This is a genomic window from Variovorax defluvii (assembly GCF_039541515.1).
In the GTDB taxonomy this organism is placed as follows: domain Bacteria; phylum Pseudomonadota; class Gammaproteobacteria; order Burkholderiales; family Burkholderiaceae_C; genus Variovorax; species Variovorax defluvii.
The window spans coordinates 129,861-156,105 of the sequence record NZ_BAABGJ010000081.1 but is presented as its reverse complement, the minus strand read 5'-3'; the positions used below and the strand labels follow the sequence as shown (position 1 = coordinate 156,105).

The following is a 26,245-nucleotide window of genomic DNA, read 5'->3' as shown; positions in this document are numbered from 1 at the left end:
TCGTGTGCATGCGCGAACGCAACATCGCTACCGCCGCATTGGCGGTGGTCACGCTCATCTTTGTCGCGATCAGCTCGTACATCTCGGACCTCGATGAAACGATCGTCCACGGTACAGGGCCTGTCGAAGGCTACTACTGGACCGTCTCGCAGTATCAATTGGCTTACCTTCGCATGCGAGAAGCGGCGGAAGTGCTGGCATTGCAGGGCAACGTCGTGGACGATGAACTGTCCAAGCGCAGCGATGTCCTGATGTCCAAGGCGTTGATCCTCACTGGCGACTCGGAGCTCACGGCCTTCTTCGAGAGCATTGCGGGATTCACCGCAGGAAGAAGCGCTACAGCCGCCTTCCATCATCGCGTGAATCCGATGCTTGATTCGCCGGAGTCGGTGCGGATGCACGCATCGGAATTGGCAAAAGAGTTTGCCGGCATCGAGGATGTCGTTTTGACGCTTGCGAATGCCGTCGCGATCGAGGATATGAAGGCGCGTCATACAGCGATGGAAAGCCTCCTGACCCGCCGCCGACTGCTCTGGATCTCCGTATGGTTCGGCTTCAGCCTGATGCTGCTGTGGGTGCTCAGCATGAGCCTTTCATGGTCGCGCTACCTGCGCGAAGCCAAGGCGCGCGAGCGTGCGCTGGAGTCCGAGCGCCAGGCGGTGCGGGCCAAGACCCAGTTCCTCGGCATGGTCAGTCATGAGCTGAGGTCCCCGTTACAAAGCATCGTCTCCGCGCTCGACGTGCTGGAAAGCAGGCAGGCATGGGGCGCGCAGTCCGAAGTCACGCGGCGCATCCGCAGGTCGGCCGACGAGCTGGCCGTGCAGCTGCGGGACCTCCTGACCCTGGCGCGTGGGCAGACGGGGCACATCGAGCTGCGCCCTGAAGTATTCGACGCGGTCGAGCTGGTGCGCGAGATCACGGGCGATGCGGCGTCCGCCGCCGAATCGAATGGCTTGAGCATGGCGGTGAATGTCCCTCAAGAGGCCCTCTTCGTCGTGGCCGATGGTGGCCGCATCGGCCAGTTGCTGCACAACCTCGTGAATAACGCCGTCAGGTACACGGAGCGCGGGGGCGTGACCGTCAGCCTCCAGGCTTTCGATGCGTCGAGCGCCCTGCTGCACTTGCGCATCGCGGACACCGGGCCCGGATTGCCGGATGCCGCCGCCGCCACGATGACGCAGGGCCGCGAACCCGTCCCGCATCAGCCCGGCCGGGGCCGGGGCATCGGGCTCGCCGTGGTGCGGGCACTTTTGCTGCAGCTCGGTGGCTCGGTGGAGGTGTCTCGGACGCCGGGCGGTGGCACCACGCTGGCCCTCGCCATTCCCGCCGTGGCGGCTGAGGAGCGCGCGCCGACCAAGGGCAGCGGGGAGGATCGTGTCCTGGTTGCGAGCGACGATCGCGAGCTGCTGGGAAAGGTGGCCCGCATGTGCGCGAACCTGGAGCTGCGAGGCGACACAGCCCCGTCTGCGGCTTTCGCCTTGAACCTGCTGGCGGCGCATACCTACGGCGCGGTTCTGATCGACCTGGGCATGCCCGGAACGACGGCCGCCGAACTGGCTGGGCGGGTCAGAACTTCCAGCCTGAATTGCAGCGCGCACCTGGTTGGCATGACGGCAGCCCGCAGTTGTGCCGAAGCGCTTGCTGCATTCGACTCGATCTGGGGAAAGCCAATCGGCGCGGCGCAGATAACTGCCCTCATGCAGCAAAGGAAGCCGCCAGCGCCGCCGAGATGATGGGGAGCCGCGCGGGCTTTTCGAAGAACTTGAGCCGGTATCGCGCCATGGCGGTGGCGATATCGGTCTCGTCGGCCACACCGGTCTGCACCTCGCCCGTCAGGACGACGATCGGGCAATGCGTGTCGCGCGACCGGATCGATGCGACCAGATCGTGAACCGTGTTCCGGGTCCCATCCTTTTCGAGGATCCAGTCCAATACGTAGCCGTCGAAACTCCGGCCCTCGGCTGCCGCCGTGATCGACCGGAGATCCGTGAACGGCGTGGGGTCGTACCCCGCCGACTTCAGATAGCCGGCGATCGTCGCCGCGCTGTCAGCGTGGTCGTCCAGCACGGCAATGCGCCGACTGAGCGCGGATGAAGGCTCGATCACCATTCGAACGATGTCATAGGCCTGTGTCGCCAGCTCGCTTGTTGCCGGCACCACGTACCAATCCGAATCGATCAGCGTAGCGACGAGGGCGTTCGGGCGGGGCTTGTGGACTGCAGGGCCGCGAGCAAAGCGGCACGGAACGAGGGTGGAGCCGATCTTGAGCATCGCGCCGAGCATCGCTTCCGACCGCCCGAGTGAAACCATGTCCGACAGCGATTCACCGTAGTACTCAGCCAGCGTGCCCAACTCTTCCAGGGTCCAGGTCGCATCGGTGGTGAGGCGGCGATGTCCTTGGGAGTAAGAAAGTCCGAGCACCTCCGTCACGATGGCTGCGTGCTTGCGCCTGGGGACGGCATGGCGGTCCAGCAGCGCACTGACGCACTGTGCGGCCAAAGATGGGGGGGCAGTGTTCGAGGTGGTTGGCGTGGAGGCGGACATGACGAATTCTGCGATGGATGTCGCGTTGCGCATGAGTGCCTATGCCGCCAAAAAAAGTCGCATAAGATGCGCGAGCTCGCGAAAGTTGCATGTTCATTAAGGGGATGCGGCGTCACGAAGGTGAAGGTCCATAGAACCGTCGCAGACGGCCCACGCGGTCGGTCTGCTGTCACTCAGGAGAGGTCATGAAGCCAAAGAATGAATGGGTCAGGCAGTCCAACCACCAAGGCGTCGATTGCCGGCGGGGTGACGCTCTCGCATGAGCCTCGACGTGGAAGGGCCCTTGCCGGACCGCTCCGATTCCGCGCTGCTCGTGCGTGACGAGCAGGGCCGCTATCGGCCGGCGACCGTCGACCAGATCCTGAATGCTGCGCGGCGCGCGATCGATCAAAAGCTGCAACGCGGCGCATCGTTGAATTCGTCGCAGGCGGTCAAGGACTACCTGCAGGCCAAGCTCGGAGGCTTCGAACACGAGGTCTTCTCGGCGCTTTTTCTGGACGGTCAGTATCGGCTGATCGAGTACGTCGAGATGTTCCGCGGCACCATTGATGTGGCATCCGTTTATCCGCGTGAGGTCGTCAAGGAGGCGCTGCGCCTCAATACGGCGTCGGTCATCTTCTCGCACAACCATCCCAGCGGGAGTCCGGAGCCGAGCCCGGCAGACCTCGCCTTGACAAGGCAACTGAGCACGGCGTTGGCGACCATCGATGTGCGCGTGCTGGATCACGTCATTGTCGCCGGGGCGGCTACCTTGTCCTTCGCAGAGCTGGGCTTGCTGTAGCGCGGCCAGGTTCGCAAGATGGTCTTACGGGGCTGCCCTTGCAACCACGGGCTCGGCGGCGTCAGGCGCGCGTCAAGCGTGGAAGGAGACGCTAAACGATCGCGAAGTGCTCGGTGCCCGCCGACAGATCCGTCGTGCGCGCCCGCTGGCTGTTGAGCTTGATCTGCAGCCGCAGGTCGTTGGCCGAATCGGCGTTTCGCAGCGCGTCTTCAAAGGTGATCATGTGCGTTTCGAACAAGTCGAACAGCGCCTGGTCGAAGGTCTGCATGCCGAGGTTGCGGCTCTTCTTCATGATTTCCTTGATCTCGCCCACCTCGCCCTTGAAGATCAGGTCACCGATCAGCGGGGTGTTCAGCAGGATCTCCACCGCGGCCACGCGGCCGTGGCCGTCCTCGGTCGGAATCAGGCGCTGCGAGATCAGCGAGCGCAGGTTGAGCGACAGGTCCATCAGCAACTGGGCCCGTCGCTCCTCGGGGAAGAAGTTGATGATCCGGTCCAGCGCCTGGTTGGCACTGTTGGCATGCAGCGTCGCCATGCAGAGGTGGCCCGTCTCGGCGAAGGCCACCGCGTGCTCCATGGTCTCGCGGTCGCGGATCTCGCCCATCAGGATCACGTCGGGCGCCTGGCGCAGCGTGTTCTTGAGGGCGGCCTCCCAGCTGTCGGTGTCGATGCCCACCTCGCGCTGGGTCACCACGCAGTTCTTGTGCGGGTGGACGAATTCCACCGGGTCTTCCACCGTGACGATGTGGCCGTAGGAGTTTTCGTTGCGCCAGTCGATCATCGCCGCCAGGGTGGTCGACTTGCCCGAGCCCGTCGCGCCCACCAGGATGCACAGGCCGCGCTTGGTCATCGCCACGTCCTTGAGGATCTGCGGCATGTTGAGGCCGTCGATGGTGGGCAACTGCGACGGGATGGTCCGCAGCACCATGCCCACCTTTCCCTGCTGCACGAAGGCGTTGACACGGAAGCGCCCGATGCCGGTGGGGGAAATGGCGAAGTTGCACTCCTTGGTGCGCTCGAACTCGGCCGTCTGCCGGTCGTTCATGATCGAGCGGGTCAGCGCCAGCGTGTGCTGCGCGCCCAGGGCCTGCTGCGAGACCTTGGTGACCTTGCCATCGACCTTGATCGCCGGCGGGAAGTCGGCGGTGATGAACAGGTCGCTGCCGTTGCGGCTGACCATGAGCTTGAGCAATTCGTTGATGAACTGGCTGGCTTGATCGCGTTCCATGAATGCAGCTCCTGGTTGAATGATGTGGGTCAGCCGGGGAAGTTTTCGGGGATCTTGGCCTTGGCGCGCGCTTCGGCCGCCGAGACGATGTTGCGCCGCACGAGGTCGGTCAGGCACTGGTCGAGCGTCTGCATGCCCTGGTTGAGGCCGGTCTGGATCGACGAGTACATCTGCGCAACCTTGTTCTCGCGGATCAGATTGCGGATGGCCGGCGTGCCCAGCATGATCTCGTGCGCCGCGACCCGGCCCTGGCCGTCCTTGGTCTTGCACAGGGTCTGGGAGATCACGGCCTGCAGCGATTCGGAGAGCATCGCGCGGATCATCTCCTTTTCCTCGCCGGGGAACACGTCGATGATCCGGTCGATGGTCTTGGCCGCCGAAGAGGTGTGCAGGGTGCCGAAGACCAGGTGGCCGGTCTCGGCCGCGGTCATGGCCAGGCGGATGGTTTCCAGGTCGCGCATTTCACCCACGAGGATGGCGTCCGGGTCCTCGCGCAGCGCCGAGCGCAGCGCGTTGGCGAAGGACAGTGTCATGGGGCCCACTTCGCGCTGGTTGATCAGGCACTTCTTGGACTCGTGCACGAACTCGATCGGGTCTTCCACCGTCAGGATGTGGCCGTACTCGGTCTCGTTGAGGTAGTTGATCATCGCCGCCAGCGTGGTCGACTTGCCGGAGCCGGTCGGGCCGGTCACCAGCACCAGGCCGCGCGGCTTGAGCGCCAGGTCTCCGAAAATCTTGGGGGCGTTCAATTGCTCAAGGGTGAGGATCTTCGACGGAATGGTCCGGAACACGGCCGCCGCGCCGCGCGCCTGGTTGAAGGCATTCACGCGGAAACGCGCGAGGCCGTCGATCTCGAAGGAAAAATCGACCTCGAGGAATTCTTCGTAATGCTTGCGGTGCGTGTCGCTCATGATGTCGTACACCATGGCGTGCACCGCCTTGTGGTCGAGCGCATCGACGTTGATGCGCCGCACGTCGCCGTGAACCCGGATCATCGGTGGCAGGCCGGACGACAGGTGCAAGTCCGATGCCTTGTTCTTGACGCTGAATGCCAGCAGTTGGGTGATGTCCACGAAAGTCCTCTGTGACGTTTTGATACGTTTGAACGATTATGACGATGATTGTTGACAAGCTCCAGCAAGTTCGTGCCCGGATCGTGACGGCATGCACGGCTTGCGGCCGCGATCCGGCGAGCGTGCGCTTGCTTGCGGTGTCCAAGACCTTCCCCGCCGAGGCGGTGCGCGAAGCCCGTTCGGCCGGCCAGATTGCCTTCGGCGAGAACTATGTGCAAGAGGGCGTGGCCAAGATCGAGGCCCTGTCCGACCTGCGCGCCGGGCTTGAATGGCACTGCATCGGGCCTTTGCAAAGCAACAAGACGCGGCCGGTGGCGGCGCATTTCGACTGGGTTCACAGCATCGACCGGCTCAAGATCGCCGAGCGCCTGGCCGAGCAGCGCCCGCCGGAACTGCCGCCGCTGCAGGTGTGCCTGCAGGTCAACGTGGACGGCGGCGCGAACAAGTCCGGCGTGGCGCCGGCGGAAGCATTGCCGCTGGCCCGGGCCGTCGCGGCCTTGCCACGCCTGCGGCTGCGCGGGCTGATGGCGATTCCCGAGCCGGCGCCGGATTTCCAGGCGCAGCGGGCACTGTTCCTGCGCGCCGCGGCGCTGTTCGACGAACTGCGCGCGGCCGGGCTGGAACTGGACACGCTGTCACTGGGCATGTCGGCCGACCTCGAGGCGGCCATCGCCGCGGGCAGCACGATGGTCCGGATCGGGACCGCGATCTTCGGCGCGCGCTGAGCGGCGCCAGCCCGGTTGCCACAAGCGCATAGGGCGCAACGCATCGCGCATAGTCCATGGCGTGGGCGGCGCTGCACGACTATCGTGCGCGGCTTCGCAACAACGCAAAGTGTCCATGAGCGCCGATCTCTCCTACGTTCAACCGACCGCCGACAGCCCCTGGGGCACCTACCTGTCGCAGGTCGACCGCGTCGTGCCCTACCTGGGCGAACTGGCCCGGTGGGCCGAAACGCTCAAGCGCCCGAAGCGCGCGCTGATCGTCGACGTGCCGATCGAAATGGACGACGGCAGCATCGCCCACTTCGAGGGCTTCCGCGTGCAGCACAGCCTGTCGCGCGGCCCGGGCAAGGGTGGCGTGCGCTTCCACCCGGACGTCACGCTGGAAGAGGTGATGGCCCTGTCGGCCTGGATGACCGTCAAGACCGCCGCGGTGAACCTGCCCTACGGCGGCGCCAAGGGCGGCATCCGCGTCGACCCGAAGAGGCTCTCCCAGAAAGAGCTGGAGAAGGTGACCCGCCGCTACACCAGCGAGATCGGCATCATCATCGGCCCGCAACAGGACATCCCGGCCCCCGACGTCAACACCAACGCCCAGGTCATGGCCTGGATGATGGATACCTACTCGATGAACGTCGGCGGCACCGCCACCGGCGTGGTCACGGGCAAGCCGCTGCACCTGGGCGGCTCGCTCGGCCGGGTCAAGGCGACCGGGCGCGGCGTGTTCGTGACCGGCCGCGAGGCGGCGCGGCGCCTGGGCCTGAACCTGCGGGGCGCGCGCATCGCCGTGCAGGGCTTCGGCAACGTGGGCTCGGTGGCGGCGGAACTGTTCGCCGAGGCCGGCGCGAAGATCGTGGCGGTGCAGGACCACACCGGCACCGTCGTCAATCCCAACGGGCTGGACCTGAAGGCCCTGGTGCCGCTGTCGCGCACCGAGGGCGTGGTGGGCTTCCGGGGCGGCGACGTGGTCGCGAACGAGTCCTTCTGGGATGTGCCCTGCGATATCCTGATCCCCGCGGCCCTCGAAGGCCAGCTGAGCGCGGAGCGCGCGAAGAGGACCCAGGCGAAACTGGTGCTGGAAGGCGCCAACGGGCCCACGGGGCCTGCGGCCGACGACATCCTGGCAGACCGCGGCATCCTGGTGGTCCCCGACGTGATCTGCAATGCCGGCGGCGTGACGGTCAGCTACTTCGAGTGGGTGCAGGACTTCTCGTCCTTCTTCTGGGACGAGGACGAGATCAACCAGCGGCTGGACCGCATCATGATGAACGCGCTCAACCACATCTGGGACACCGCCGATCGCCACAGGATCACGCTTCGCACGGCCACCTTCGCGGTGGCTTGCGAGCGCATCCTCATGGCACGGCAGGAGCGCGGACTCTACCCTTGAGATGAGCCCACTCGACCTGGCGCCGCTGGCGCGATTGCTGGCCGACGGGCAGCGCAAGCTGCTCGGGCTGGTCGGCGCACCCGGCTCCGGAAAATCCACGCTCGCGCAGGCGCTCGTCGAGGCGCTGCCCGGCCGCGCGCAGGTTGTGCCGATGGACGGCTTTCACCTGGCCCAGGCCGAGTTGCAGCGCCTGGGCCGTGCCGAGCGCAAGGGCGCACCCGATACCTTCGACAGCGCGGGCTTCGCCGTGCTCCTGCGCCGTCTGCGCGGGCAGGGTCCGCAAGAGGTCGTCTACGCGCCCGAGTTCCGCCGCGAGATCGAGGAACCCATCGCCGGCGCGATCGCGGTGCTGCCGCAGACGCAACTGGTGATCACCGAAGGCAATTACCTGCTTCTGGACGAAGGCCCCTGGATCGAGGTCGGGCCGTTGCTGGACGAGGTCTGGTACGTGGAGGTCGACGATGCGCTGCGCCTGGAGCGTCTCGTGCAGCGCCACCAGCAGTTCGGCCGCAGCCGGGCGCAGGCGCTGGCGTGGGTGGCGCAGACCGACGAGCCCAATGCCCGCCGCATCGCCGCCACGCGGGAGCGAGCGCATCGCGTCATCCGCATCGGCGGTTGAAGAACCGGGGAACAAGGAGGGCGTCGCGGCGTCGAACGCGGGCCCGCGAAGCGGCAGCTGCCGCATAGCGTGAAACACTGCACTGGTCCACTGAAACATTGAAATGAGTGGTGAGGGCCGCCCGTATCGGGTGGACTGCACCAGTCGATTTCAGTGTTTCAGTGTTTCAGTGGACTAGCATTCCGCATCTCCCGATTCTTCCCTGGTCTCCATGCGTTCCTTCCACTCGCACGCAGTCCTGGCGCTGCTGTTCACGCTGGCGCTGGCGGGCTGCGGCAGCCTGCCGTCCCATCGCGTCTCCTACGAGACCGAGGAGTTCGATTCGACCACCACCCACACCCGGAATTTCGCGGCCAGCCAGGCCCAGACCTGCGAGGCTGCGCGCCGCGCCCTGTTGAGCCAGGGCTACCTGGTGACGGCGGCGAATGCCGACCTGGTGGCAGGCCGCAAGAGCTTCCAGCCGGCTCGGGAGGTCCACGTGGAGATGGAGTTGCGGGTGGTGTGCGCGCGCGATGCCGGTGCCGGCAGCACCATCGCCTTCGCCAGCGCGCTGCAGGACCGCTACAGCCTCAAGAAGGTCAACAACTCCGCCAGCGTGGGCGTGGGCGCGATCGGGTCCGTATCGCTGCCCTTTTCCTCCAGCGACGATGCGCTGGTCAAGGTGGCCAGCGAGACGCTGACCGACGAACGCTTCTACGACCGGCTCTTCGCGCTGGTCGAGCGTTTCCTGGTGGTGCCGGAGGCGGCGCAGAGCGAGCCCGTCGCACCGCCTTCGCCCCTGCCGCCGACCACCGAGGCACCGTTGCGGCCGGTGCCCTTGTCTCCCACCCGCGGTTGATGCGCCCGGTCAGACCCTGATCGAACGGGCCTGGCAGGCCGGCAGCCCGGTCAGGCCGCACAGGCGCTGCATCACGCCGTAGCCCTGCGCCAGGGCGGCCGCGTACGTGGCGAACGGGCGCTCGGCGCGGTGCAGCGGCTCGAAGCGGCCGTCGTGGCGGGCGTCCTCGTGGATCACCCAGTAGTAGGAACCGTCGAAGGGTTGTTCCACCAGCAGCCCGATCTTTCTCACGTCCATGTTTTCGCTCCTCGTCGTCAAAATTAGTACTTAAGAATGTAAGACTATGTGACTAATACTCGCAGGAGAAAAATCACACTTCCGGCCTTTCGGGCCTGGCGTGGGCGGGAAATGCGCCGATTGACTTCATGGCCGGGCTATGTGACGGTGTCCCGAGTGGTTCAGCCTTTGAACCCCCACCAAGGAGCAGGCCATGCTGGGCAACAAGGAAGCCGTCGCGAACCTCGCCGTCAAGGACCTGGAGCGGGCGCGGCAGTTCTATGAAGAGATCCTCGGCCTGACGCCGGTCGAGGAAGAGGGCGACGAAGTGATCGTGTTCCAGAGCGGCGTGTCGACCCTCAACGTGTACCGCTCGGAGTTCGCCGGAACGAACCAGGCCACGGCAGTGACCTGGGCCGTCGGCGACGAGATCGAGGCCCTGGTCAGTGCGCTGCGCGCCAAGGGCGTGCGCTTCGAGCACTACGAGATGCCGGACATGCGCCTGGAGGGGGACATCCACGTGTCGGGCGACATGAGGGTCGCCTGGTTCAAGGACCCGGACGGCAACATCCTGAACCTCATCAACAGGTAGCCGCTCCCCGAACGCGCCGGGCTGCGCCGGGCGGCGTGCGTTCAGCGGACCAGCGTCGACTTGCCGAACAGGCTCTCGATCAATTCGACCGCCACTTCCGCCGTGCGGTTGCGCACGTCCAGCGCCGGGTTGAGTTCGACCACGTCGAGCGAGGCGAGCCGGCCGGTGTCGGCGATCATTTCCATGCACAGCTGCATCTCGCGCCAGGTCGGCCCGCCGCGCACGCCGGTGCCCACGCCGGGGGCGTAGTCCGGGTCCAGGCAGTCGAGGTCGAAGCTCACGTGCAGGTGGGTGTCCTCGTCGACGTCCTGCAGCGCCTCGGTCATGGTGGTGCGCATGCCGTGCTCGTCGATGTGCCGCATGTCGAAGACGTTCAGGCCCAGGGTACGGATCGCCGCTTTCTCTTCCGCGTCGACGCTGCGGATGCCGATGAAGCGGATCGCGTCCGGCGACAGCGCCGCGGGCTCGCCGCTCCAGCCGGTCAGCGCCTGCGGCCCTTGCCCGAGCAAACAGGCCACCGGCATGCCGTGGATGTTGCCGCTGGGGCTGGTGCGCTCGGTGTTCACGTCCGAATGCGCGTCCAGCCACAGCACGCGCAGCTTGCGCCCGGCCTGGCGCGCGTGCCGGGCGATCGCGCTGATCGAGCCGATCGCCAGGCAATGGTCGCCGCCCATCAGCATCGGCAGGTGGCCGGCCGCCAGCGCCTGCTCGACCGCCGAATGGACCGCGCGGTTCCATTCGACGACTTCGTCGATGTGGCGCAAGCCGTTGGCCGGCGGCACCCAGGGCGTGGCCGGGCCGGCGAGGTTGCCCTTGTCGAGCACGCCGAAGCCCAGGCGCGCCAGCGTGCCGCCGATGTCGGCCACGCGCAGCGCATCGGGCCCCATGCCGGCGCCGCGGACGCTGGCGCCGACGTCGGTGGGGGCCCCGATCAGTTCGACCGTGATGGTGTTCATGGGCGGCAATCTCCGAAAGTGTTCAGGCGAACGCGGGGGCCAGGCCGCGGCGCAGACGTGCGCTCGCGCCGTCGACCGCGAAGACCAGCAGGAACATGGCACCGATCACGGTCGCCGACTGCGCCTGCTGGAACAGCGAAAGATGGAAGTACAGCATCTGGCCGAGCCCGCCGGCGCCGACGAAGCCGAGTACGGCGGCCATGCGGATGTTCATTTCCCAACGGTACAGCGCATAGGCCAGCCACTGGGGCCAGGCCAGCGGCAGGCTGCCGTAGGAGAAGGCCGCGACCGCGCCGCTGCCGGCCTCGCGCAGGGCGCGCTCCGGGCCCTGCGGCAGGTTCTCCAGCGTCTCGCCGAACAGCCGTCCGAACACGCCGCTGGTGTGCAGCGCCAGCGCCAGCACGCCGGCGAAGGGGCCGAGTCCCGCGGCCAGGACCATCAGTGCGGCCCAGACGAGCTCGGGCACGCTGCGCAGCAGGTTGAGCAGGAAGCGCGCGGCGTGCCGCAGCGCCGGGCCGAAGCGCCCGGAGGCGGGCAGCGCCAAGGCGGCGCCGCCGAGCATGGCCAGCAAGGTGCCGAGCGCCGACACGGCCAGCGTCTGCAACGCGCCCCAGGCCGTCCTGGCGAGGAAGGCGCTCGACAGGTCCGGCGGGAAGAATTCGGCCACGAAGCGCGCCATCGAGGCCAGCGACTCGCGCGCCACGAGCGCCTTGAAATCGATGCCAAGGTAGAAAAAGCTGGCCACCACCGCAGCCAGGATCGCGGCGCCGGCCAGCATGCAGCCCAGGCAAGGGCCAGCGGCTCGTGCATGTCCGGAACCTGAAGCCCTCACGTCGCTACCCGGCTGCGGCCGGCGAAGCCAGGCCCGTTGGGGAAACACCGCGGAACCGGCTTTGCCGGGCCGCTGGTGTTGCCCCCGGAGAGGGGGTTGGCGGACCACACGAAGTGGGGGAGCCTGGGGGAGAGCAACATTTTTCGCGGAACCGGCTTTGCCGGGCCGCTGGTGTTGCCCCCGGAGAGAGGGTTGGCGGACCACACGAAGTGGGGGAGCCTGGGGGAGAGCAACATTTTTCGCGGAACCGGCTTTGCCGGGCCGCTGGTGTTGCCCCCGGAGAGGGGGTTGGCGGACCACACGAAGTGGGGGAGCCTGGGGGAGAGCGTCATTCCAGCCACTTCCGCAGGCCGGTGCTGAGGGCATCCGCCAGGAACACCAGCAACAGGAACACGATCAGGATGCTGCACGCTTCGCCGCCATTGAGCATCTTCATCGACTGGTCCATCAACTGCCCCAGGCCGCCGGCGCCGACGAAGCCCATCACCACCGAGGCGCGCACCGCGCATTCCCAGCGATAGACGGTGTAGGAAGCCAGCTCCTGCGCCGCGCCCGGCAGCAGCCCGTAGCCCAGCGCCGCGAGGCGCCCGCTGCCGGCCTCGAGCAGGGCGCGGGCGGGCCGCGTGTCGCCCGACTCCAGGATCTCCGCATAAACCTTGCCGAGCATGCCGCCGTAGGTGATCGCCAGCGCCAGCACGCCGGCCGCGGGGCCCAGGCCGAAGGCACGTACCAGCATCAGCGCCCAGACCAGCTCCGGGATGGCGCGCAGCACCGTCAGCACGCCGCGGGCGGCGACGCGCAGCAGCCCGCCGCGCCAGCGCCCGGGGCCCGGTCCGATGCGCGACACCGACAGCGAACGCGTCGACACGAAGGCCAGCGGCACCGCGAGCAGGAAGGCCAGCGCCACGCCCGCGGTCGCCATGGCCAGCGTCTCCAGCGTGGCGCGGACCAGCAGGCCGACAAAATCCGCCGACAGCGCCGGTGGCAGGAAGCCGGCCAGGAAGCCGCCTATCGCGCGCAGGCTGGCCGGTGCCAGCAGCGCCTGGGGCTTGAACTCGGCGATCACCAGCATCGGCCACAGCACCACCAGCGCCAGCAGCAGGGCGCCCAGGCGGCGGCGCGCGAGCGGGTCGCGCGGGTGGGCCGGAGGCAGCGAGGCGCCCATCACCGGCAGGCCGCCGCCGGCAGGGGCAGGCGCAGGCCGTCGAGCGCGAAGCTGCCGGCCTGCGTCGGCAGCTGGCTGCCCTCGGTCGCGTAGAGCTCCTGCAGCATCGCGCGACTGACCTCGGCGGCCGGCGCGTCGAACACCACGCTGCCCGCGCGAAGCCCGACGAGGCGGTCGAACCACTTGAGCGCCAGGTCCACCGCGTGCAGCGAGGCCACGAGGGTCGCGCCGGTGTCCCGGCTCTGGGCGACCAGTTCGCCCACTGCGAGGTCGGCCAGCGCCGGATCGAGGGCCGAGACCGGCTCGTCGGCCAGGATCAGCTCGGGCGCCTGGTAGAGCACCCGCGCCATGCCGACGCGCTGCAGCTGGCCGCCGGACAGGCGGTCGCAGCGGTCGAACAGCCGATCCGCCAGGTCCAGCCGCGCCAGCGCGGCCTGCGCGCCGGCAACGTCGGAGGGCATGAGCAGCGAGGCCAGCGCCCGGGCGCCCGACCAGCGGCCCAGCCGGCCGGCCAGCACCGCGGTGATCACGCGCAGGCGCGGCGGGATCGGCGGGGACTGGTGGATCAACCCGATGCGCGCGCGCAGCCTGCGCAGCTGCCCCGCAGGCAGCTGCCAGGGCTGGGCGCCCAGCAGCGCGACCCGGCCCTCGGTGGCGCGCAGCCCCGCGCCGGCGATGCGCAGCAGGCTGGTCTTGCCCGCGCCCGAGGGGCCGATCACCGCCACGCGCTCGCCGGGTGCCAGACGCAGCGTCACGTCCTGGAGCGCACGCTGGCCATTCGCGTGGACCAGGCCGACATCTTCCAGCGCCAGCGCGGCTTCGGCGGTCAAGCGGTGCGGCCCGGCTATTTCAGGAGACCGGCGGCGCGGGCCGCCGACTCGATGCTGTCGTAGTTCGAGGCCTGGGTCGGGATGAACTTCGACGCCCGCTGCAGCGAAAGAATTTCCCGGTGCGCCGGGTTCGCCGCGTTGAGCCTGAGGAAGGCTTCGGTGATCTTCTTCTGCAGCGCGGCGTCCAGGCCCGGCCGCGCGGTCCAGTTGTAGTCGTAGTAGGGCGCGGTGGTGGCCAGCACGCGCACCTTGGCGGCGTTCGGGTTCTTCGCCTCGACCAGCTTGTCCCAGACCGAGGCGTTGAGCACGCCGGCCTCGGCCCGGCCGGCGGCGACGAAGGCCACGGTGGCGTCGTGCGCGCCGGAGTAGGCGACCGTCTTGAAGTCCTTCTCCGGGTCGATGCCGGCCTGCAGCAGGAAATGCCGCGGCATGAGGCTGCCCGAGGTGGAGGAGGGCGCGCCGAAGGCGAAGGTGGCACCCTTCAGGTCGGCCAGTGTCTTGGCCTTGCTGTCGACGGGCACGATGAACTTGCTGGTGAAGACCTCGTCCTCCGCCCGCTGCACCAGCGGCACCGCGCCGCCCTGGGTGCGCAGCCGGGCTTGCACGAAAGTGAAGCCGCCCAGCCAGGCCAGGTCGATCTTGTTCGTGGCCAGGCCCTCGACCACGGCGGCGTAGTCCGTGACGGGGGTGAACTGCACGTCGAGGCCGGTCTCCTTCTTCAGGTAGTCGCCCAGCGGCTTGAACTTGCGCTGCAGCTCGGTGGGCGCCTCGTCGGGGATGGCCGAGACGCGCAGGGTGGCGGTCTGCGCCTGGAGCGGAAGGTGGGCGGCGACGCCCAGCAGGCAGAAAAGGGCGGTCTGGAGGAATCGGCGTTTCATGGTGTCGTGCCCTTGGCGGAAAGGTCCGCCAGTTTAAGGAGATGCGGCGGTCCGGAAGCCGGCGAAGACGTCGGTGCGGCCGGGCTGGAAAAAGTTGCGGTAGCGAACGTCGTGCAGCCGCGCATGGGTGGCGAAGGCGCCGCCGCGCAGCTCGCGGTGGTCGCCGAACCAGGGCGCCGAATAGTCGCGGTAGGGGCCGGGCGAAAAGCCGGGGTAGGGCGCGAAGGTGTCGGCCGTCCATTCCCAGACGCTGCCGCCCCACAAGAAGCCGGGCTGCGAGACGGCGGCATGCTCCCATTCGGCCGCGGCGGGAAGGCGGCGGCCCGCCCAGCGGGCATAGGCCTCGGCTTCCCACGCGCTCACATGGAGCACGGGCTGCGCCGGGTCCAGCGGCAGCCAGCGGTCGAACCACCGGTGCTCCCATTGCCGCGCAGCGCGCCGCCATCGCGCGGGATGGGCCTGCGGATGCGTCGCGCGCCAGGCGCCGGCCGCGCCGGGCCAGAAGGCCGGCTCGTCGTAGCCGCCGGCCTCCACGAAGCGCAGGTAGCTGCCGGCGTTCACGGGCGTGGCGTCGATCTCGAAGGCGTGCAGCGCGACTTCGTGCGCATGGCGCTCGTTGTCGAAGGCGAAACCGGGGCGGTCCGCCGGCCAGCCGATCGCCGCCCTCGCCGCCGGCAGCGCGATCGCCGGAGCCGGCACCCCGCGCGGCAGGTGCGCGATGCCCGCGGGCGCGGGATAGCCCAGGGTCGCGCGCAGCCACGCGAAGGCCTCGTCGTGCATGTCCTCGTGGAACAGCACCAGGCGGTGGAAATACAGCGCCTCGTCGTCGTTTCCGGCCCGGCCGAGCGCGTCCAGGCAGGCATCGAGCTGCGCATCGAGCCGCGCGTCGAGTTCGTCGCGCGTGGGCAAGGGCGCTGACCAGCGCGCCAGGTGGGCCAGCCGGGCCGAGTCGAACAGCGCATCGGGCCCGGCGATGCGCGCCGGTGCGCTGGCCTGCACCAGGCCCCGCACATCGGCCGCGTGCGGTCCGCGCAACACCCAGAACTCGCCGAACCAGGCCAGGTGCGCCAGCTCCCAGGCCACCAGATTCACGCCGGCCTGGCGCGGCACCTGCCATTGCGCGTCGTCGAGATCGAAGGTCCAGGCGCGCGTGCGCGCGCGGGACTCGCGCAGCGCCTCGGCGAGCGCCTTGCCGGCGAGCGTGCGGGCCTCAGTGGCCATCGCCACCCCGCTCGCGGCGGCCTGCCAGAATGCAGCGGTGCCCAAGCCCCGTGTTCTCATCGTCTCGCCGGCGCTGGCGGAGGCCAACAACGGCAACTGGCGGACCGCTTCGCGCTGGCGCACATTCCTGTCCGCGATGGCCGAGGTCGAGATCGCACGCGGCTGGGACGGAACGCCGCGCGACGCGCTGATCGCCCTGCATGCGCGCCGGTCCGCCGATGCCGTCGCGCAATGGCGTGCGGCGCACCCGGCCGCTCCGCTCGCCCTGGTCCTGACCGGCACCGACGTCTACCGCGATATCGAGGAAAGCCCTGCAGCTCAACATTCGCTCCAGTGTGCCAGCGCACTGGTGGTGCTGCAGCCCGATGCGCTCGATCACCTCGGCGCGGCCGAGCGGGCCAAGGCCCGCGTCATCGTGCAATCGGCCAGCCGCGTGCGTGGACGGCCGGCGCAACGGCATGTCGACCTGGTCGCGGTGGGGCACCTGCGCGACGAGAAAGACCCGCTCACCCTCATGGCTGCCGCGCGCCGCCTGCCTGCGGACATGCCGATGCGCATCGTTCACATCGGCGAGGCGCTGGCGCCCGAACTGGGCGATGCGGCGCGCCGCACCATGGCCGAGTGCCCGCGCTACCGCTGGCTGGGGGGCCTGCCGCGCGAGGCCGCGCGGCGCTGGATCGCCCGTGCCCGCGCGCTGGTGCACATGAGCCGCATGGAAGGGGGCGCGCAAGTGGTGATCGAGGCGGTGCGCTCCGGCGTGCCGGTGCTGGCCAGCCGCATCGGCGGCAACCTGGGCCTGCTGGGCGAGGACTACGAGGGCTACTTCCCGGTCGGCGACGACGCGGCGCTGGCCGCGCTCATGCTGCGCTTCGCGGCCGAGCCCGCCTTCGCGGACCGGCTCAGGGCGCAGTGCGCGCTGCGCGAACCGGCCTTCAGCCCTGCGGCAGAGCAGAGCAATGTGCGGCGCCTGCTGCACGATCTGCTGGCATCTCCATAATCGCCTGGCACTCCGAAAGCCCCCATGGACGACCGAACCCCCGCCTCCCTCGCTCCGGCCTTGCGCCTGACCAGCTTCTCCCACGGCGGCGGCTGCGGCTGCAAGATCGCACCGGGCGTGCTGTCGGAAATCCTCAAGAAAAGCGGCAGCGGGCTGATCCCGCCCGAATTGCTGGTGGGCATCGAGACCGCCGACGACGCCGCGGTCTACCAGCTCAACGACGAGCAGGCGCTGATCGCGACCACCGATTTCTTCATGCCCATCGTCGACGATCCCTTCGACTTCGGCCGCATCGCCGCCACCAATGCGATCAGCGACGTGTATGCGATGGGCGGCACGCCGATCATGGCGCTGGCGCTGGTGGCGATGCCGGTCAACCAGTTGCCGCTGGAAGTCATCGGCGACGTGGTGCGCGGCGGCCAGGCGGTGTGCCGCGAGGCCGGCATCCCCATCGCGGGCGGCCACACCATCGACTCGGTCGAGCCGATCTATGGCCTGGTCGTGATGGGGCTGGTCCATCCGAAGCGGCTCAAGCGCAATGCCGATGCGAAGGCCGGCGACCTGCTGGTGCTGGGCAAGCCGCTGGGCGTGGGCGTGCTGTCCGCCGCGCTCAAGAAGGACAAGCTCGATGCCGAGGGCTATGCGCAGCTGATCGCCTCCACCACGCGCCTCAACAAGCCCGGCACGGCACTGGCCGCGATCGAAGGGGTGCATGCGTTGACCGACGTCACCGGCTTCGGCCTGGCCGGGCACACGCTGGAGGTCGCGCGCGGCGCGGGCCTGCGTGCGGTGATCGACTGGGCCCAGGTGCCGCTGCTGCCGCGCGTCGAGGCGATGGCGGCCGAGGGCTTCGTCACCGGTGCCTCGGGACGCAACTGGGCTGGTTACGGCGCCGAGGTCGAACTCGACCCGGCGCTGGCGCCGGTGGTGCGCGATCTGGTGTGCGATCCGCAGACCTCGGGCGGCCTGCTGGTGAGTTGTGCTCCCGAAGCCGTGCAGGAGGTGTTGGCCCTGTTCCAGGCGCAGGGCTTCGAATCCGCCCGTGTGATCGGCCGCATGGAAGCCGGGCCGGCCGGCCTGCGCGTCAGCGCGTAGCGGCGGCCGCGCCCCGGGCCGGCCGCTTGCGTGCGGCCGGCCGCTTGGCTGCCTTCACGGGGGCTGCCTGCGCGGCTTCGGCCGCTGGGTGCTGCGCTGCCTTGCGCGGGGCCCGCGGCCTTGCCGGTGCCTTGGCTGGTGCGCGACGTGACGCAGCCTCGGCCGGCGCCTTCGCTTCCTTCGTCGCCGCGGATGCGGCAGGGGCCGCGGGCACCTCCAGCGCCTTGACGCGTTCCTGGATCCCCCGATGCTCCTCGAGCAGGTAATCCGCGATCGCGTCCACGTCCGGCACCGCGCGGCGGCAGGCGATGAGCCCGAAGTCCAGGCTGCCGTTGTAGCTCTGCACCGTCATGTTCAGCGCCATCCCGTGGCTGGGGATCGACACCGGGTAGTAGGTCAGCAGCTTCGCCCCCGCGAAGTAGAGCGCGACCTGGGCGCCCGGCACGTTGGAGATCACCACGTTCGCCACCGGCGGCAGCCGGTCCGCCAGGCGCGAGCGGCCGTACATCGAGGCCAGGCCGGACATCAGCCATGGCGCGCCGAAGGAGGGGAAGTCGGTGGGGATCGCGGCCTTGATGTTGCCGATCAGGTCCTTGGCTGCCGTCGAGGACTCGCGGATGCGCGCGATGCGCTCGATCGGATCGGCCACGTCGGTGGCCAGCGTCATCACCGTCATCGACACCTGGTTGTTCGAGGAGGTGTCGCCCGGCGCGCGCAGCGTGACCGGTATCGCCGCGCTCATCGGCTTCTTCGGCAGCTTGCCGTGGTCCGCCAGGTAACGGCGCAGTGCCCCGGCGCAGAGGCCCATCACCACGTCGTTGAGGCTGGCGCCCAGCTTCTTGCCGGTCTGCTTGACCTCGGCCAGCGGGATCGAGCGGACGGCATAGGCCCGCTGGTTGGTGATGGCCACGTTCAACAGCGTGCGCGGCCCCAGCAGGTTGAGGTTCTTCGGCAACTGCCAGGGTCCGGCGCCTTCGCTGCGGGGCTGCGGCACGACCAGGCTCTGCACCGCGCGCGCCATGTCGGGGAAGGTCTTCACCAGCTTCACGTACTGCTGCAGCGTGTTGCTGATCGCGGCGCCGGCCAGCTCGGCCACGCCCAGTTGATAGCGATTGCTGCGGCGCGCCTTCTGCCGCGGCGGCTTGGTCGGCGCGGGGTGCGGCTCCAGGGTCATGATGGCCTGCGCGAAGGCCGCGCCGGCCTGGCCGTCGATGCCCGCGTGATGCACCTTCGTGTACATCGCGTAGCGGCCGCCCTGCAGTCCGTCGATCACGTAGAACTCCCACAGTGGGCGACTGCGGTCCATCAGCGTGGAATGCAGGCGGGCCACGTACTGCTCGAGCTGGCGCATCGTCCCCGGGCGTGGCAGCGTGACGCGGCGCACGTGGTAGTCGAGGTCCACGTCTTCGTCTTCCACCCACACCGGGTTCGACAGCTCGAAGGGCATCAGCGCCAGCTTGCGGGTGAAGATCTCCGACAGGTGCAGGCGGCTCGCCACGTGGGCCTTCACGTCCTCGTAGAAATCCCCGTCGTAGTCCGCAGGCAGCTCCAGCAGGTGCAGGCCGCCGACGTGCATCGGCGTCTCCGGCGTTTCCGTGTGCAGGAAGGTCGCATCCAGGCCGCTCAGGTGTTGCATTCGGGCTCTCCTCCGGGATGTAGGTGTGGGCGCAGGACGCGCGGCGCGAAAGGAAAAATGATTCCGCAAGGCATGCAAGCTCGGATAGCGGGTAAGCCCGAGGGCCGCGCACGCCGGCCGCAGGCCGCCCCGTCGTAGCATCACCGAGGCCTGGAATGGAAATTGGGGCAGTTGGCCTAACTATCCGACGCTTCTAGTTTTTCAGGCCTAGGGCTTTGCGAAGAAGATGCGTCCATCGCGTCGGAAGCACGGCGCGAGAGGATCGGAAGCCCCTTCCCATCCTCCTGTGTCCATCCACTTCGAGGAAACCACCATGTCCACGCAAACTATCTCCTCCGCCGCCATCCACGTGGTCGGCCGGTACAACGAAGCCGGCAAGACCCTGGTCGCCGCCTACCGCACCGGCGCCCGCCGCCTGCTCGATGGCGCCGCCTCGCGCACCAGCGAATTCCTCGGCGCCCGCCAGCTGCCGCTGGTCAGCGAGCAGCTCAAGACCCGCCTGATCGGCGCGCAGGAAAAGGTCAACGGCTTCCTGGCCAACCGCCTCGACGTCGACACCGGCCGCGTGGTCGCCGTGATGGACCGCGTCGCCGGCACCACCACCAGCGGCATCGAATCGGTGGCCAACGTGGCCGCGCGCGTCGAATCGCCGCTGGGCAGCTCGGTGCTGCAGACCCTCGGCACCCTGAACCAGCCCTTCGCGACCCTCTCCGTGCAAGTCGCCGACCGCATCGCCGATGGTGCGAAGAAGATCGAAGGCCGCGTGGCTGGCAGCATCGACGAGGCGCCGGCCCTGAAGGCCAAGCCCCGCAGCACGGCCGCGCGCCGCCCGGTGCGCCGCACGCGCAAGGCTTGACGAGCGTTCGCGGCCACGCAGGCCGCCTTGTCTTCCCCAGGTTCCAGGAGCACTGAATGGCGACTCGCCGCGATGGAGATGAAACCCCCAAGGTGAAGAAGGCGACCGCTGCCGGCAGCAAGACGGCAACCGCCAGGAAGGCGCCAGCCGCCAAGAAGACGCAGGCGCCGCCACGCAAGCGGGCGCCCGCGAAGAAAAAAGCTACGGCCACGAAGGCCGGGGAACGCGCCCAGAAGGCGGGCTCGCAGGGTTTGCTGCGCGCCGGCCTGAAGGCGTTGGGCCAGGTGCGCGACGACGTCGTCAAGCGGCAGACCCACGTGATCGAGAATCTGCTCGGCATCGGCCAGGCCAAGGGCGATGCGCCCCCGCGCGGCTTCGGCCTCGAAAGCTTCGGCATCCGCAAGTTCGAGGACGTGTTCGACCAGCGGGTGGCCACCGCGCTGCAGCGCCTGGGCATGCCGACCGCGCAGGAGATCCAGGAATTGCGCGAGCAGATGCGCGTGCTGCTCGAGCACCTGGAGCGCATCGAGTCCGCCGGCCGCAAGCGCTGAACGTGGCGAGCCCCAACACCCGCGAACGCATCCTGCAGGCCAGCCTGGCGCTGTTCAACGCGCAGGGGCTGGCGGCGGTGTCCACCCATCGCATCGCGGCCGAGCTCGGCATCAGCCCCGGCAACCTGCATTACCACTTCAAGGCCAAGCAGCTCATCGTCGATCGCCTGTTCCGGCGCTTCGAGGATCGACTGGAACTGCTCAACGCCTCCTCGAATTCGGTGCGCGCCATCGACGACCTGTGGCTTGCGCTGCACCTGCGCTTCGAGGCCATCGATGCGTACCGCTTCGTCTACCGCGACATGGCCTTCCTGGCGAGCGAATACCCCGCGCTCGGCCAGCGCGCCCAGGCGCTGACGGCGCAGAACCTGCTGGCTGCGCAGGCGCTGTGCGAGGCGCTGGTGGCCGCGGGCGTCATCGAGGCGACGGCGGAGGAGGCGCAGATGCTTGCGCTGCAGATGGTGTTCACCACCACCTGCTGGCTGTCCTTCGAGCGGCTGGTGCCGGGCCGCGACGCCCTGCAGCAGGCCGACCCGGGCCTTGCGGCTTACTACACGCTCACGCTGGTTTCCCCCTATGTTTCCCGTGAGTCGCGGGCCTACCTTGATTACCTCCGGGGGAAGTACCTCGGATAGCCGATTGACCCGCGGCCACCCGGCCTTACAGTCGATCACAAGCCCAAAGGAGATGTTCATGATGGCAGCCACCCGCGATCCGGTTCAGCCGCCCTCCCGCCTGTTGCTGCTGGCCGAGGGCCGTGCCCTCTGGGAAGCCGGCGCGACCCTGGCCCTGTGGCCTCTGCTGCAGCTGGCGCCGCGCGGCGACGGCCATGCGGTGCTGGTGCTGCCGGGCCTGGTGGCCAGCGACATCTCGACCAAGCTGCTGCGGCGCTACCTGCAGGGCCGCGGCTACGACGCCCATGGCTGGGGCCTGGGCCGCAACCTCGGCCCGCGTTCCGGCATCGAGAACGGCATGGTCGCCAAGCTGGAGTCGCTGCACGACCAGAGCGGCGGCAAGGTCAGCCTCGTGGGCTGGAGTTTGGGCGGTGTCTATGCGCGCCTGCTGGCCTCGCGCCATCCGCAGTGGGTGCGCAGCGTCGTCACCCTCGGCAGCCCCTTCACCGGCAGCGCGCGCGCCACGAACGCCTGGCGCATCTACGAAGGCGTGAGCGGCCAGAGCTCGATCGACCCGCGGCGCATGCAGCATGTGCAGCCCACGCCCTCGGTGCCCACCACCTCCATCTTCAGCCGCAGCGATGGCGTGGTCGCGTGGCAATGCAGCGTGGAGACGACGGGGCCGCAGGCCGAGAACATCGAGGTCGTCGCCAGCCACCTGGGCCTGGGGGCGCACCCGGCCGTGCTCTACGCGCTCGCGGACCGCCTGGCGCAGCCGGAAGGGCAATGGAAGCCCTTCGACCGGGGGATGTGGGGGCCGTTGATCTATCCGGACCCCGCGCGGCCGGAGTAGGAGCCGGCCTTGTAGCACGCGATGCGGCCGAGCAGTTCCGAGCGGAGATCAGCAACGGCCGGCCCCGGCGAGAATTGCGCTCCCCCACTCACCCGGCAAGCACCATGACACGCAGACTCATCAGCTCCGGCTCCACCTTCGAGCAGGAGATCGGCTACTCACGCGCGGTGGTCGATGGCGACTGGGTGTTCGTCTCCGGCACCACGGGCTTCGACTACGCCACCATGACCATTCGCGATGACGTCGTGGAGCAGGCGGAGCAATGCCTGCGCAACATCGGTGCCGCACTGGGCGAGGCGGGTGCCTCCTTTGCGGACGTGGTGCGTGTCCGCTACATCCTGCCGAGGACGGAGGACTTCCCGCCGTGCTGGCCTGTACTGCGCAAGTACTTCGGAGAGGTGAGGCCGGCAGCGACGATGATTTCGGCAGGTCTTGCCGACCCGCGCATGCGGATCGAGATCGAGGTCACTGCGCGCAGGCGCGGCTGAGTCATCGGCCCGCCCCGAGCGCTGATCTTCAGGGCCCTTCAGCTCCCTGCCCACACATCCAGCACGTAGCGCTTGTCGGCGATCATCTTCTCCATCCACGCCTCGCCGTCCTGCCCATGCTCGCGCGCGATGTCGGTCAGCGCGCGCCGCACGTCGGGCTCCATGCGCGAGCCGTCGCCGCAGACGTAGACGATCGCCCCCTGGTCCAGCAGGCGCCAGACCTCGTCGGCGTGCTCGCGGATGCGGTCCTGCACGTAGACCTTGCGGTCGCCGGAACGCGAGAAGGCCGTGAAGAGCTTCGCCAGCCCGCGCTCGGCCCAGGCATTCAGCTCGTCGGCATAGATGAAGTCCTGCTCCGGGTGCCGGCAACCGAAGAAGAGCAGGGCCTCGCCCAGCGTGCCGCCCTTGGCTCGCTGCGCCTCGCGCTCCTGCAGAAAGCCGCGGAAGGGCGCCAGCCCCGTGCCCGGGCCGATCATGATCAGCGGACGCTGCGGATCGTCCGGCAGGCGAAAACCATCGGCCGTGGTCTCGCGCACCACGCCATGCACCAGCTCGCCCGGTTCGGCGCGCGCCAGGTAGTTGGAACAGACGCCCTCGAAGGTCCCCAGCCCCGAACGCGCCGGGCCGCTCACCACCCCCACCGTCACGCTGCAGCGCCCCCCGTCGACCACCGGCGAGGAAGAGATCGAGTAGTAGCGCAGCGACAGCGGCGACAACATCTCCAGGAAAAGCGCAAACGGCGGCTGGCAGGCCGGAAACTCCTCCAGCAGGTCCAGCACCGACTTGCGTTTCTGCAGCACCTCGCTGCGGTAGAGCGCGGCCGATGCTTCGTCAGGACCCGAGAGGGCTTCCAGCTTCGGACGCGTGAAAGGGCACTGCGTGTGGGCCGCGAGCTGGGCGATCTGCTTGCGCGTGGCCACGTCCTGCAGCTCGACATAGTCGCCCAGCAGGCGGTCGACCGCGATCACCTCGTCCACCGGCAGCGCGGCCTTGCGCCCCGGCGTGGCTTGCAGCCGCACATGCGCCTGCGGGTCGAAGCCGAAGCGCGCCATCGCTCGCTCGACCTGTCGCGGGCCGTTGCGCGGCACCACGCTGAGATGATCGCCGGCGCGGTAGCTCACGCCCTCGGGCAATTGAAACTCCACGTGGCGCGTGGAGCGGTCCTGCGCCGCATCGCCGCTCTGCTTCTGCAGTTCGCGGTTCGCGAGCACGCGCAGGCTCACCGCGCCCAGCGCATCGACCAGCGCGTTCTTCTGGGGCGGCGGCATCTCTTCCACCGTGTAGAGCGGCTCGCTTTGCAGCGGCGCCGAGTCGGCCGCCTTCAGGCCGAAGGCCTTCGCGAGCTGCGGCCACAGGGCATCGCTCCAGTCCTGGAAGGCGCCGTCCAGGTCCTCGCGCGCATCGCCCTCGCCGCGCTCGTGCACGCGGGTGGCGCCCAGTGCGCCCAGGCGCTCGTCGATGCGCCGCGGCACCGCCTGGTAGGTGGAGGCCCAATCCGTGTTGCCGCAGCCGAAGACACTGAAGTGCACGCCCTTGAGCGAATCGTCGGCCTGGTCCAGCCAGCGGTGGAACTCGGCCGCGTTGTCCGGCGCCATGCCGTTGTAGGACGCGCAGACGATGGCCACCGCGCCCTCGGCGGGCAGGCGTTCGGCGTAGTCGTCCAGCGAGGCGAGTTGCGTCGAGTAGCCGCGCATCTCGGCGGCCTCCGCCAGTTGGCGCGCCAGGTCCTCGGCAGTACCGAGGTTCGAGCCTTGCAGCACCAGCAGCGAGGTACCGTGGCGCGCGGCCTGCGGCTTCGACGCCGGGCGCTCGGCCGCAGCCGGCACCGGCTGCGCCATCAGGTGGTCGCCGCGCGCCCGGGTGGCGGGATCACGGCGCACCGCGCGAATCTTGAAGCCCTCGGGCTTGATGGTGAGCGCCTCGCGGATCTTCAGCTCGTAGCGGGTGTGGTCCACCAGGTCGAAGCGCTGAAGGATCATGCCCAGCGTGAGTACCGCCTCCTGCAGCGCGAACTGCCGCCCGATGCAGGCGCGCTGCCCGTTGCCGAAGGGCTTGAAGGCATTCACCGGCCGCGCGCGCTCGGCCTCGCGGCTGAAGTGGTCGGGATTGAAGCGGTCGGCATCCTCGCCCCAGACCGCCTTGTCCCGGTGCAGCGCCAGCGCGTGCAGGATCACCATGTTGCGCTTCTTGATGGTGTACTGCCCGCCGATCTTCGTGTCTTCCTTCGCGGCCATCGCGATCGCGGGCGCGGTGGGAAACATGCGCAGCGATTCCTTCAGCACCTGCAGCACATAGGTGAGGCGGTTCACCTGCGCATAGGTGGGCCTGGCCGACAGGTCCGGCCCGAACACGCTGTCGACCTCCGCCTGCGCCTTGGCCAGCACATCGGGGTTGTTCAGCAGGAAGTAGATCGCGAAGGACAGCAGGCCGCTCGTCGTCTCGTGGCCCGCGATCAGGAACTCGATGCACTCGTCGCGGATCTGGCGGTCGTCCAGGCGCTCGCCGGTCTTCTTGTCCACGCCGGCGATCATGTAGCTCAGCAGGTCGGGCTTGGTCGCGATGTCGGCACCGCTGGCGCGCCTCTCCTGGATGATGTCTTCCACCATCTTGTGCATGAAGCGGATGTCCTTGCGCTGCTGGGCGAGCTGTTTCTTCAGCATCAGCTCCTCCAGCGGGATGCCGCGCCGGTTCTGCACGGTCTCGAGCGTGCGCACCATCGCGTCGACGAAGGGATGGAAGCCCTCGCGGTAGAAGGAATTGAAGCGGTAGCCGAAGCCGCACAGGCCGATGGTGTCGAGCGTGAGCGCGGTCATGTCGCGCACCACGTCGATCTCCTCGTCGAAGTTCAGCCGCTCCCACTTGGTCACGAGCTGCTCGGCGATGTCCAGCATCATCGGGTGGTAGGCCTGCATCGCCCGCTGGCTGAAGTTGGCCAGCAGGATGTTGTGCGGCTTGGACCAGGTCGACTCGTGCGTGTCGGAGGTGAAGAGCCCGTGCGACAGTGCGCGCAGGCGCCGCAGCGTGCCCTTCGTGCTCTTGTCGAAACGCTTTTCGTCGCACAGCTCGTCCACCAGCGCGGCGGACGAGACCACGATCACCGGCATGCCCGGCATGTCCAGCCAGTAGATCTCGCCGAGTTCCTTGGCGATCTTCCACATGTCGAGCACCGGCGACTCGGAGCCGATCGACAGGATGTTGCCGACGAAGGGTTTTCGCGCCGGGTGCGGGATGGGGTAGAGCGGGTTCTTGGCTGCCATGGTGGTGCCTTTT

25 protein-coding genes and 1 pseudogene are annotated in these 26,245 nt (G+C 68.6%); 14 read left to right on the top strand and 12 right to left on the bottom strand.

What is annotated here, in order from left to right; all coding sequences use genetic code 11:
• The first annotated feature begins 8 nt into the window (after window positions 1–8).
• Window positions 9–1,733, top strand: a complete 1,725-nt coding sequence (locus ABEA07_RS26290; RefSeq protein WP_345541610.1) for a hybrid sensor histidine kinase/response regulator — start codon at window positions 9–11, stop codon at window positions 1,731–1,733.
• Here the strand turns inward: ABEA07_RS26290 and ABEA07_RS26285 are convergent.
• A complete protein-coding gene (locus ABEA07_RS26285; protein WP_345541609.1) occupies window positions 1,696–2,544 on the bottom strand; it encodes a helix-turn-helix domain-containing protein in 849 nt (282 codons plus the stop codon). The two genes, ABEA07_RS26290 and ABEA07_RS26285, sit on opposite strands and share 38 nt — an antisense overlap.
• Before the next feature lie 259 nt (window positions 2,545–2,803).
• Here ABEA07_RS26285 and radC point away from each other — a divergent pair, with 259 nt between their 5' ends.
• Window positions 2,804–3,325 (top strand): RadC family protein, encoded by a 522-nt coding sequence (gene radC, locus ABEA07_RS26280; protein ID WP_345541608.1) that lies wholly within the window; start codon window positions 2,804–2,806, stop codon window positions 3,323–3,325.
• Between the two features lie 91 nt (window positions 3,326–3,416).
• Here radC and ABEA07_RS26275 read toward each other — a convergent pair whose 3' ends face one another.
• On the bottom strand, window positions 3,417–4,553 hold the full coding sequence (locus ABEA07_RS26275; protein ID WP_345541607.1) for a PilT/PilU family type 4a pilus ATPase: 1,137 nt from the start codon (window positions 4,551–4,553) through the stop codon (window positions 3,417–3,419).
• Between the two features lie 29 nt (window positions 4,554–4,582).
• Complete coding sequence (locus ABEA07_RS26270; RefSeq protein ID WP_345541606.1) at window positions 4,583–5,626, bottom strand: type IV pilus twitching motility protein PilT; 1,044 nt, start codon at window positions 5,624–5,626, stop codon at window positions 4,583–4,585.
• Window positions 5,627–5,664: 38 nt separating this feature from the next.
• On the opposite strand from ABEA07_RS26270, the gene ABEA07_RS26265 reads away from it, so the two are divergent.
• The 4 genes from ABEA07_RS26265 (at window position 5,665) to ABEA07_RS26250 (ending at window position 9,195) form a co-directional block, all read left to right on the top strand.
• Window positions 5,665–6,351: a YggS family pyridoxal phosphate-dependent enzyme gene (locus ABEA07_RS26265; protein WP_345541604.1), complete on the top strand. Its 687-nt coding sequence runs from the start codon at window positions 5,665–5,667 to the stop codon at window positions 6,349–6,351.
• A 115-nt stretch (window positions 6,352–6,466) separates the two neighbouring features.
• The gene (locus ABEA07_RS26260) at window positions 6,467–7,738 is read left to right on the top strand and encodes a Glu/Leu/Phe/Val family dehydrogenase (protein WP_345541603.1); all 1,272 of its coding nucleotides are present in this window, start codon (window positions 6,467–6,469) and stop codon (window positions 7,736–7,738) included.
• 1 nt (window position 7,739) lies between these two features.
• On the top strand, window positions 7,740–8,357 hold the full coding sequence (locus tag ABEA07_RS26255; protein WP_345541601.1) for a nucleoside/nucleotide kinase family protein: 618 nt from the start codon (window positions 7,740–7,742) through the stop codon (window positions 8,355–8,357).
• 211 nt (window positions 8,358–8,568) lie between these two features.
• Complete coding sequence (locus tag ABEA07_RS26250; RefSeq protein WP_345541600.1) at window positions 8,569–9,195, top strand: DUF2242 domain-containing protein; 627 nt, start codon at window positions 8,569–8,571, stop codon at window positions 9,193–9,195.
• 9 nt (window positions 9,196–9,204) lie between these two features.
• On the opposite strand, the gene ABEA07_RS26245 is transcribed toward ABEA07_RS26250, so the two are convergent.
• On the bottom strand, window positions 9,205–9,432 hold the full coding sequence (locus ABEA07_RS26245) for a hypothetical protein (RefSeq protein ID WP_345541599.1): 228 nt from the start codon (window positions 9,430–9,432) through the stop codon (window positions 9,205–9,207).
• A 193-nt stretch (window positions 9,433–9,625) separates the two neighbouring features.
• Here ABEA07_RS26245 and ABEA07_RS26240 point away from each other — a divergent pair, with 193 nt between their 5' ends.
• Window positions 9,626–10,003 (top strand): VOC family protein, encoded by a 378-nt coding sequence (locus ABEA07_RS26240; RefSeq protein ID WP_345541598.1) that lies wholly within the window; start codon window positions 9,626–9,628, stop codon window positions 10,001–10,003.
• Window positions 10,004–10,044: 41 nt separating this feature from the next.
• On the opposite strand, the gene rocF is transcribed toward ABEA07_RS26240, so the two are convergent.
• From rocF to senA, 6 genes and pseudogenes are all read right to left on the bottom strand, one after another.
• A complete protein-coding gene (gene rocF / locus ABEA07_RS26235; RefSeq protein WP_345541596.1) occupies window positions 10,045–10,959 on the bottom strand; it encodes an arginase in 915 nt (304 codons plus the stop codon).
• A gap of 22 nt (window positions 10,960–10,981) precedes the next feature.
• Window positions 10,982–11,737 carry a phosphonate ABC transporter, permease protein PhnE gene (gene phnE / locus ABEA07_RS26230; protein WP_345541595.1) on the bottom strand — a complete coding sequence of 252 codons (756 nt, stop codon included), beginning with the start codon at window positions 11,735–11,737 and terminating at the stop codon, window positions 10,982–10,984.
• 385 nt (window positions 11,738–12,122) lie between these two features.
• Window positions 12,123–12,956: pseudogene (locus ABEA07_RS26225) on the bottom strand (PhnE/PtxC family ABC transporter permease); the annotation flags it as partial.
• A complete protein-coding gene (locus tag ABEA07_RS26220) occupies window positions 12,956–13,786 on the bottom strand; it encodes a phosphonate ABC transporter ATP-binding protein (RefSeq protein ID WP_345541592.1) in 831 nt (276 codons plus the stop codon). The gene ABEA07_RS26220 and the pseudogene ABEA07_RS26225, both read right to left, overlap by 1 nt.
• A gap of 14 nt (window positions 13,787–13,800) precedes the next feature.
• Window positions 13,801–14,664: a putative selenate ABC transporter substrate-binding protein gene (locus ABEA07_RS26215; protein ID WP_345541591.1), complete on the bottom strand. Its 864-nt coding sequence runs from the start codon at window positions 14,662–14,664 to the stop codon at window positions 13,801–13,803.
• Window positions 14,665–14,697: 33 nt separating this feature from the next.
• A complete protein-coding gene (gene senA / locus ABEA07_RS26210) occupies window positions 14,698–15,930 on the bottom strand; it encodes a selenoneine synthase SenA (protein ID WP_345541590.1) in 1,233 nt (410 codons plus the stop codon).
• Between senA and senB the strand changes: the two genes are divergently transcribed.
• A complete protein-coding gene (senB, locus tag ABEA07_RS26205) occupies window positions 15,923–16,882 on the top strand; it encodes a selenoneine biosynthesis selenosugar synthase SenB (protein ID WP_345541589.1) in 960 nt (319 codons plus the stop codon). The two genes, senA and senB, sit on opposite strands and share 8 nt — an antisense overlap.
• A gap of 24 nt (window positions 16,883–16,906) precedes the next feature.
• Window positions 16,907–17,977, top strand: coding sequence for a selenide, water dikinase SelD (selD, locus tag ABEA07_RS26200; protein ID WP_345541588.1), 1,071 nt, complete (start codon window positions 16,907–16,909; stop codon window positions 17,975–17,977).
• On the opposite strand, the gene ABEA07_RS26195 is transcribed toward selD, so the two are convergent.
• A complete protein-coding gene (locus ABEA07_RS26195) occupies window positions 17,967–19,613 on the bottom strand; it encodes a WS/DGAT/MGAT family O-acyltransferase (protein ID WP_345541586.1) in 1,647 nt (548 codons plus the stop codon). The two genes, selD and ABEA07_RS26195, sit on opposite strands and share 11 nt — an antisense overlap.
• A 313-nt stretch (window positions 19,614–19,926) precedes the next feature.
• Here ABEA07_RS26195 and ABEA07_RS26190 point away from each other — a divergent pair, with 313 nt between their 5' ends.
• The 5 genes from ABEA07_RS26190 to ABEA07_RS26170 all read left to right on the top strand — a co-directional run bounded on the left by ABEA07_RS26190 (window position 19,927) and on the right by ABEA07_RS26170 (window position 22,975).
• Window positions 19,927–20,469: a hypothetical protein gene (locus tag ABEA07_RS26190; protein WP_345541584.1), complete on the top strand. Its 543-nt coding sequence runs from the start codon at window positions 19,927–19,929 to the stop codon at window positions 20,467–20,469.
• 56 nt (window positions 20,470–20,525) lie between these two features.
• Window positions 20,526–21,020: a phasin family protein gene (locus ABEA07_RS26185; protein WP_345541582.1), complete on the top strand. Its 495-nt coding sequence runs from the start codon at window positions 20,526–20,528 to the stop codon at window positions 21,018–21,020.
• Between the two features lie 2 nt (window positions 21,021–21,022).
• Window positions 21,023–21,655: a TetR/AcrR family transcriptional regulator gene (locus ABEA07_RS26180; protein WP_345541581.1), complete on the top strand. Its 633-nt coding sequence runs from the start codon at window positions 21,023–21,025 to the stop codon at window positions 21,653–21,655.
• A gap of 58 nt (window positions 21,656–21,713) precedes the next feature.
• A complete protein-coding gene (locus ABEA07_RS26175; protein ID WP_345541579.1) occupies window positions 21,714–22,487 on the top strand; it encodes an alpha/beta fold hydrolase in 774 nt (257 codons plus the stop codon).
• Window positions 22,488–22,591: 104 nt separating this feature from the next.
• Window positions 22,592–22,975, top strand: coding sequence for a RidA family protein (locus ABEA07_RS26170; RefSeq protein ID WP_345541578.1), 384 nt, complete (start codon window positions 22,592–22,594; stop codon window positions 22,973–22,975).
• A gap of 38 nt (window positions 22,976–23,013) precedes the next feature.
• Here ABEA07_RS26170 and ABEA07_RS26165 read toward each other — a convergent pair whose 3' ends face one another.
• A complete protein-coding gene (locus ABEA07_RS26165) occupies window positions 23,014–26,232 on the bottom strand; it encodes a bifunctional cytochrome P450/NADPH--P450 reductase (protein ID WP_345541577.1) in 3,219 nt (1,072 codons plus the stop codon).
• Window positions 26,233–26,245: the final 13 nt, after the last annotated feature.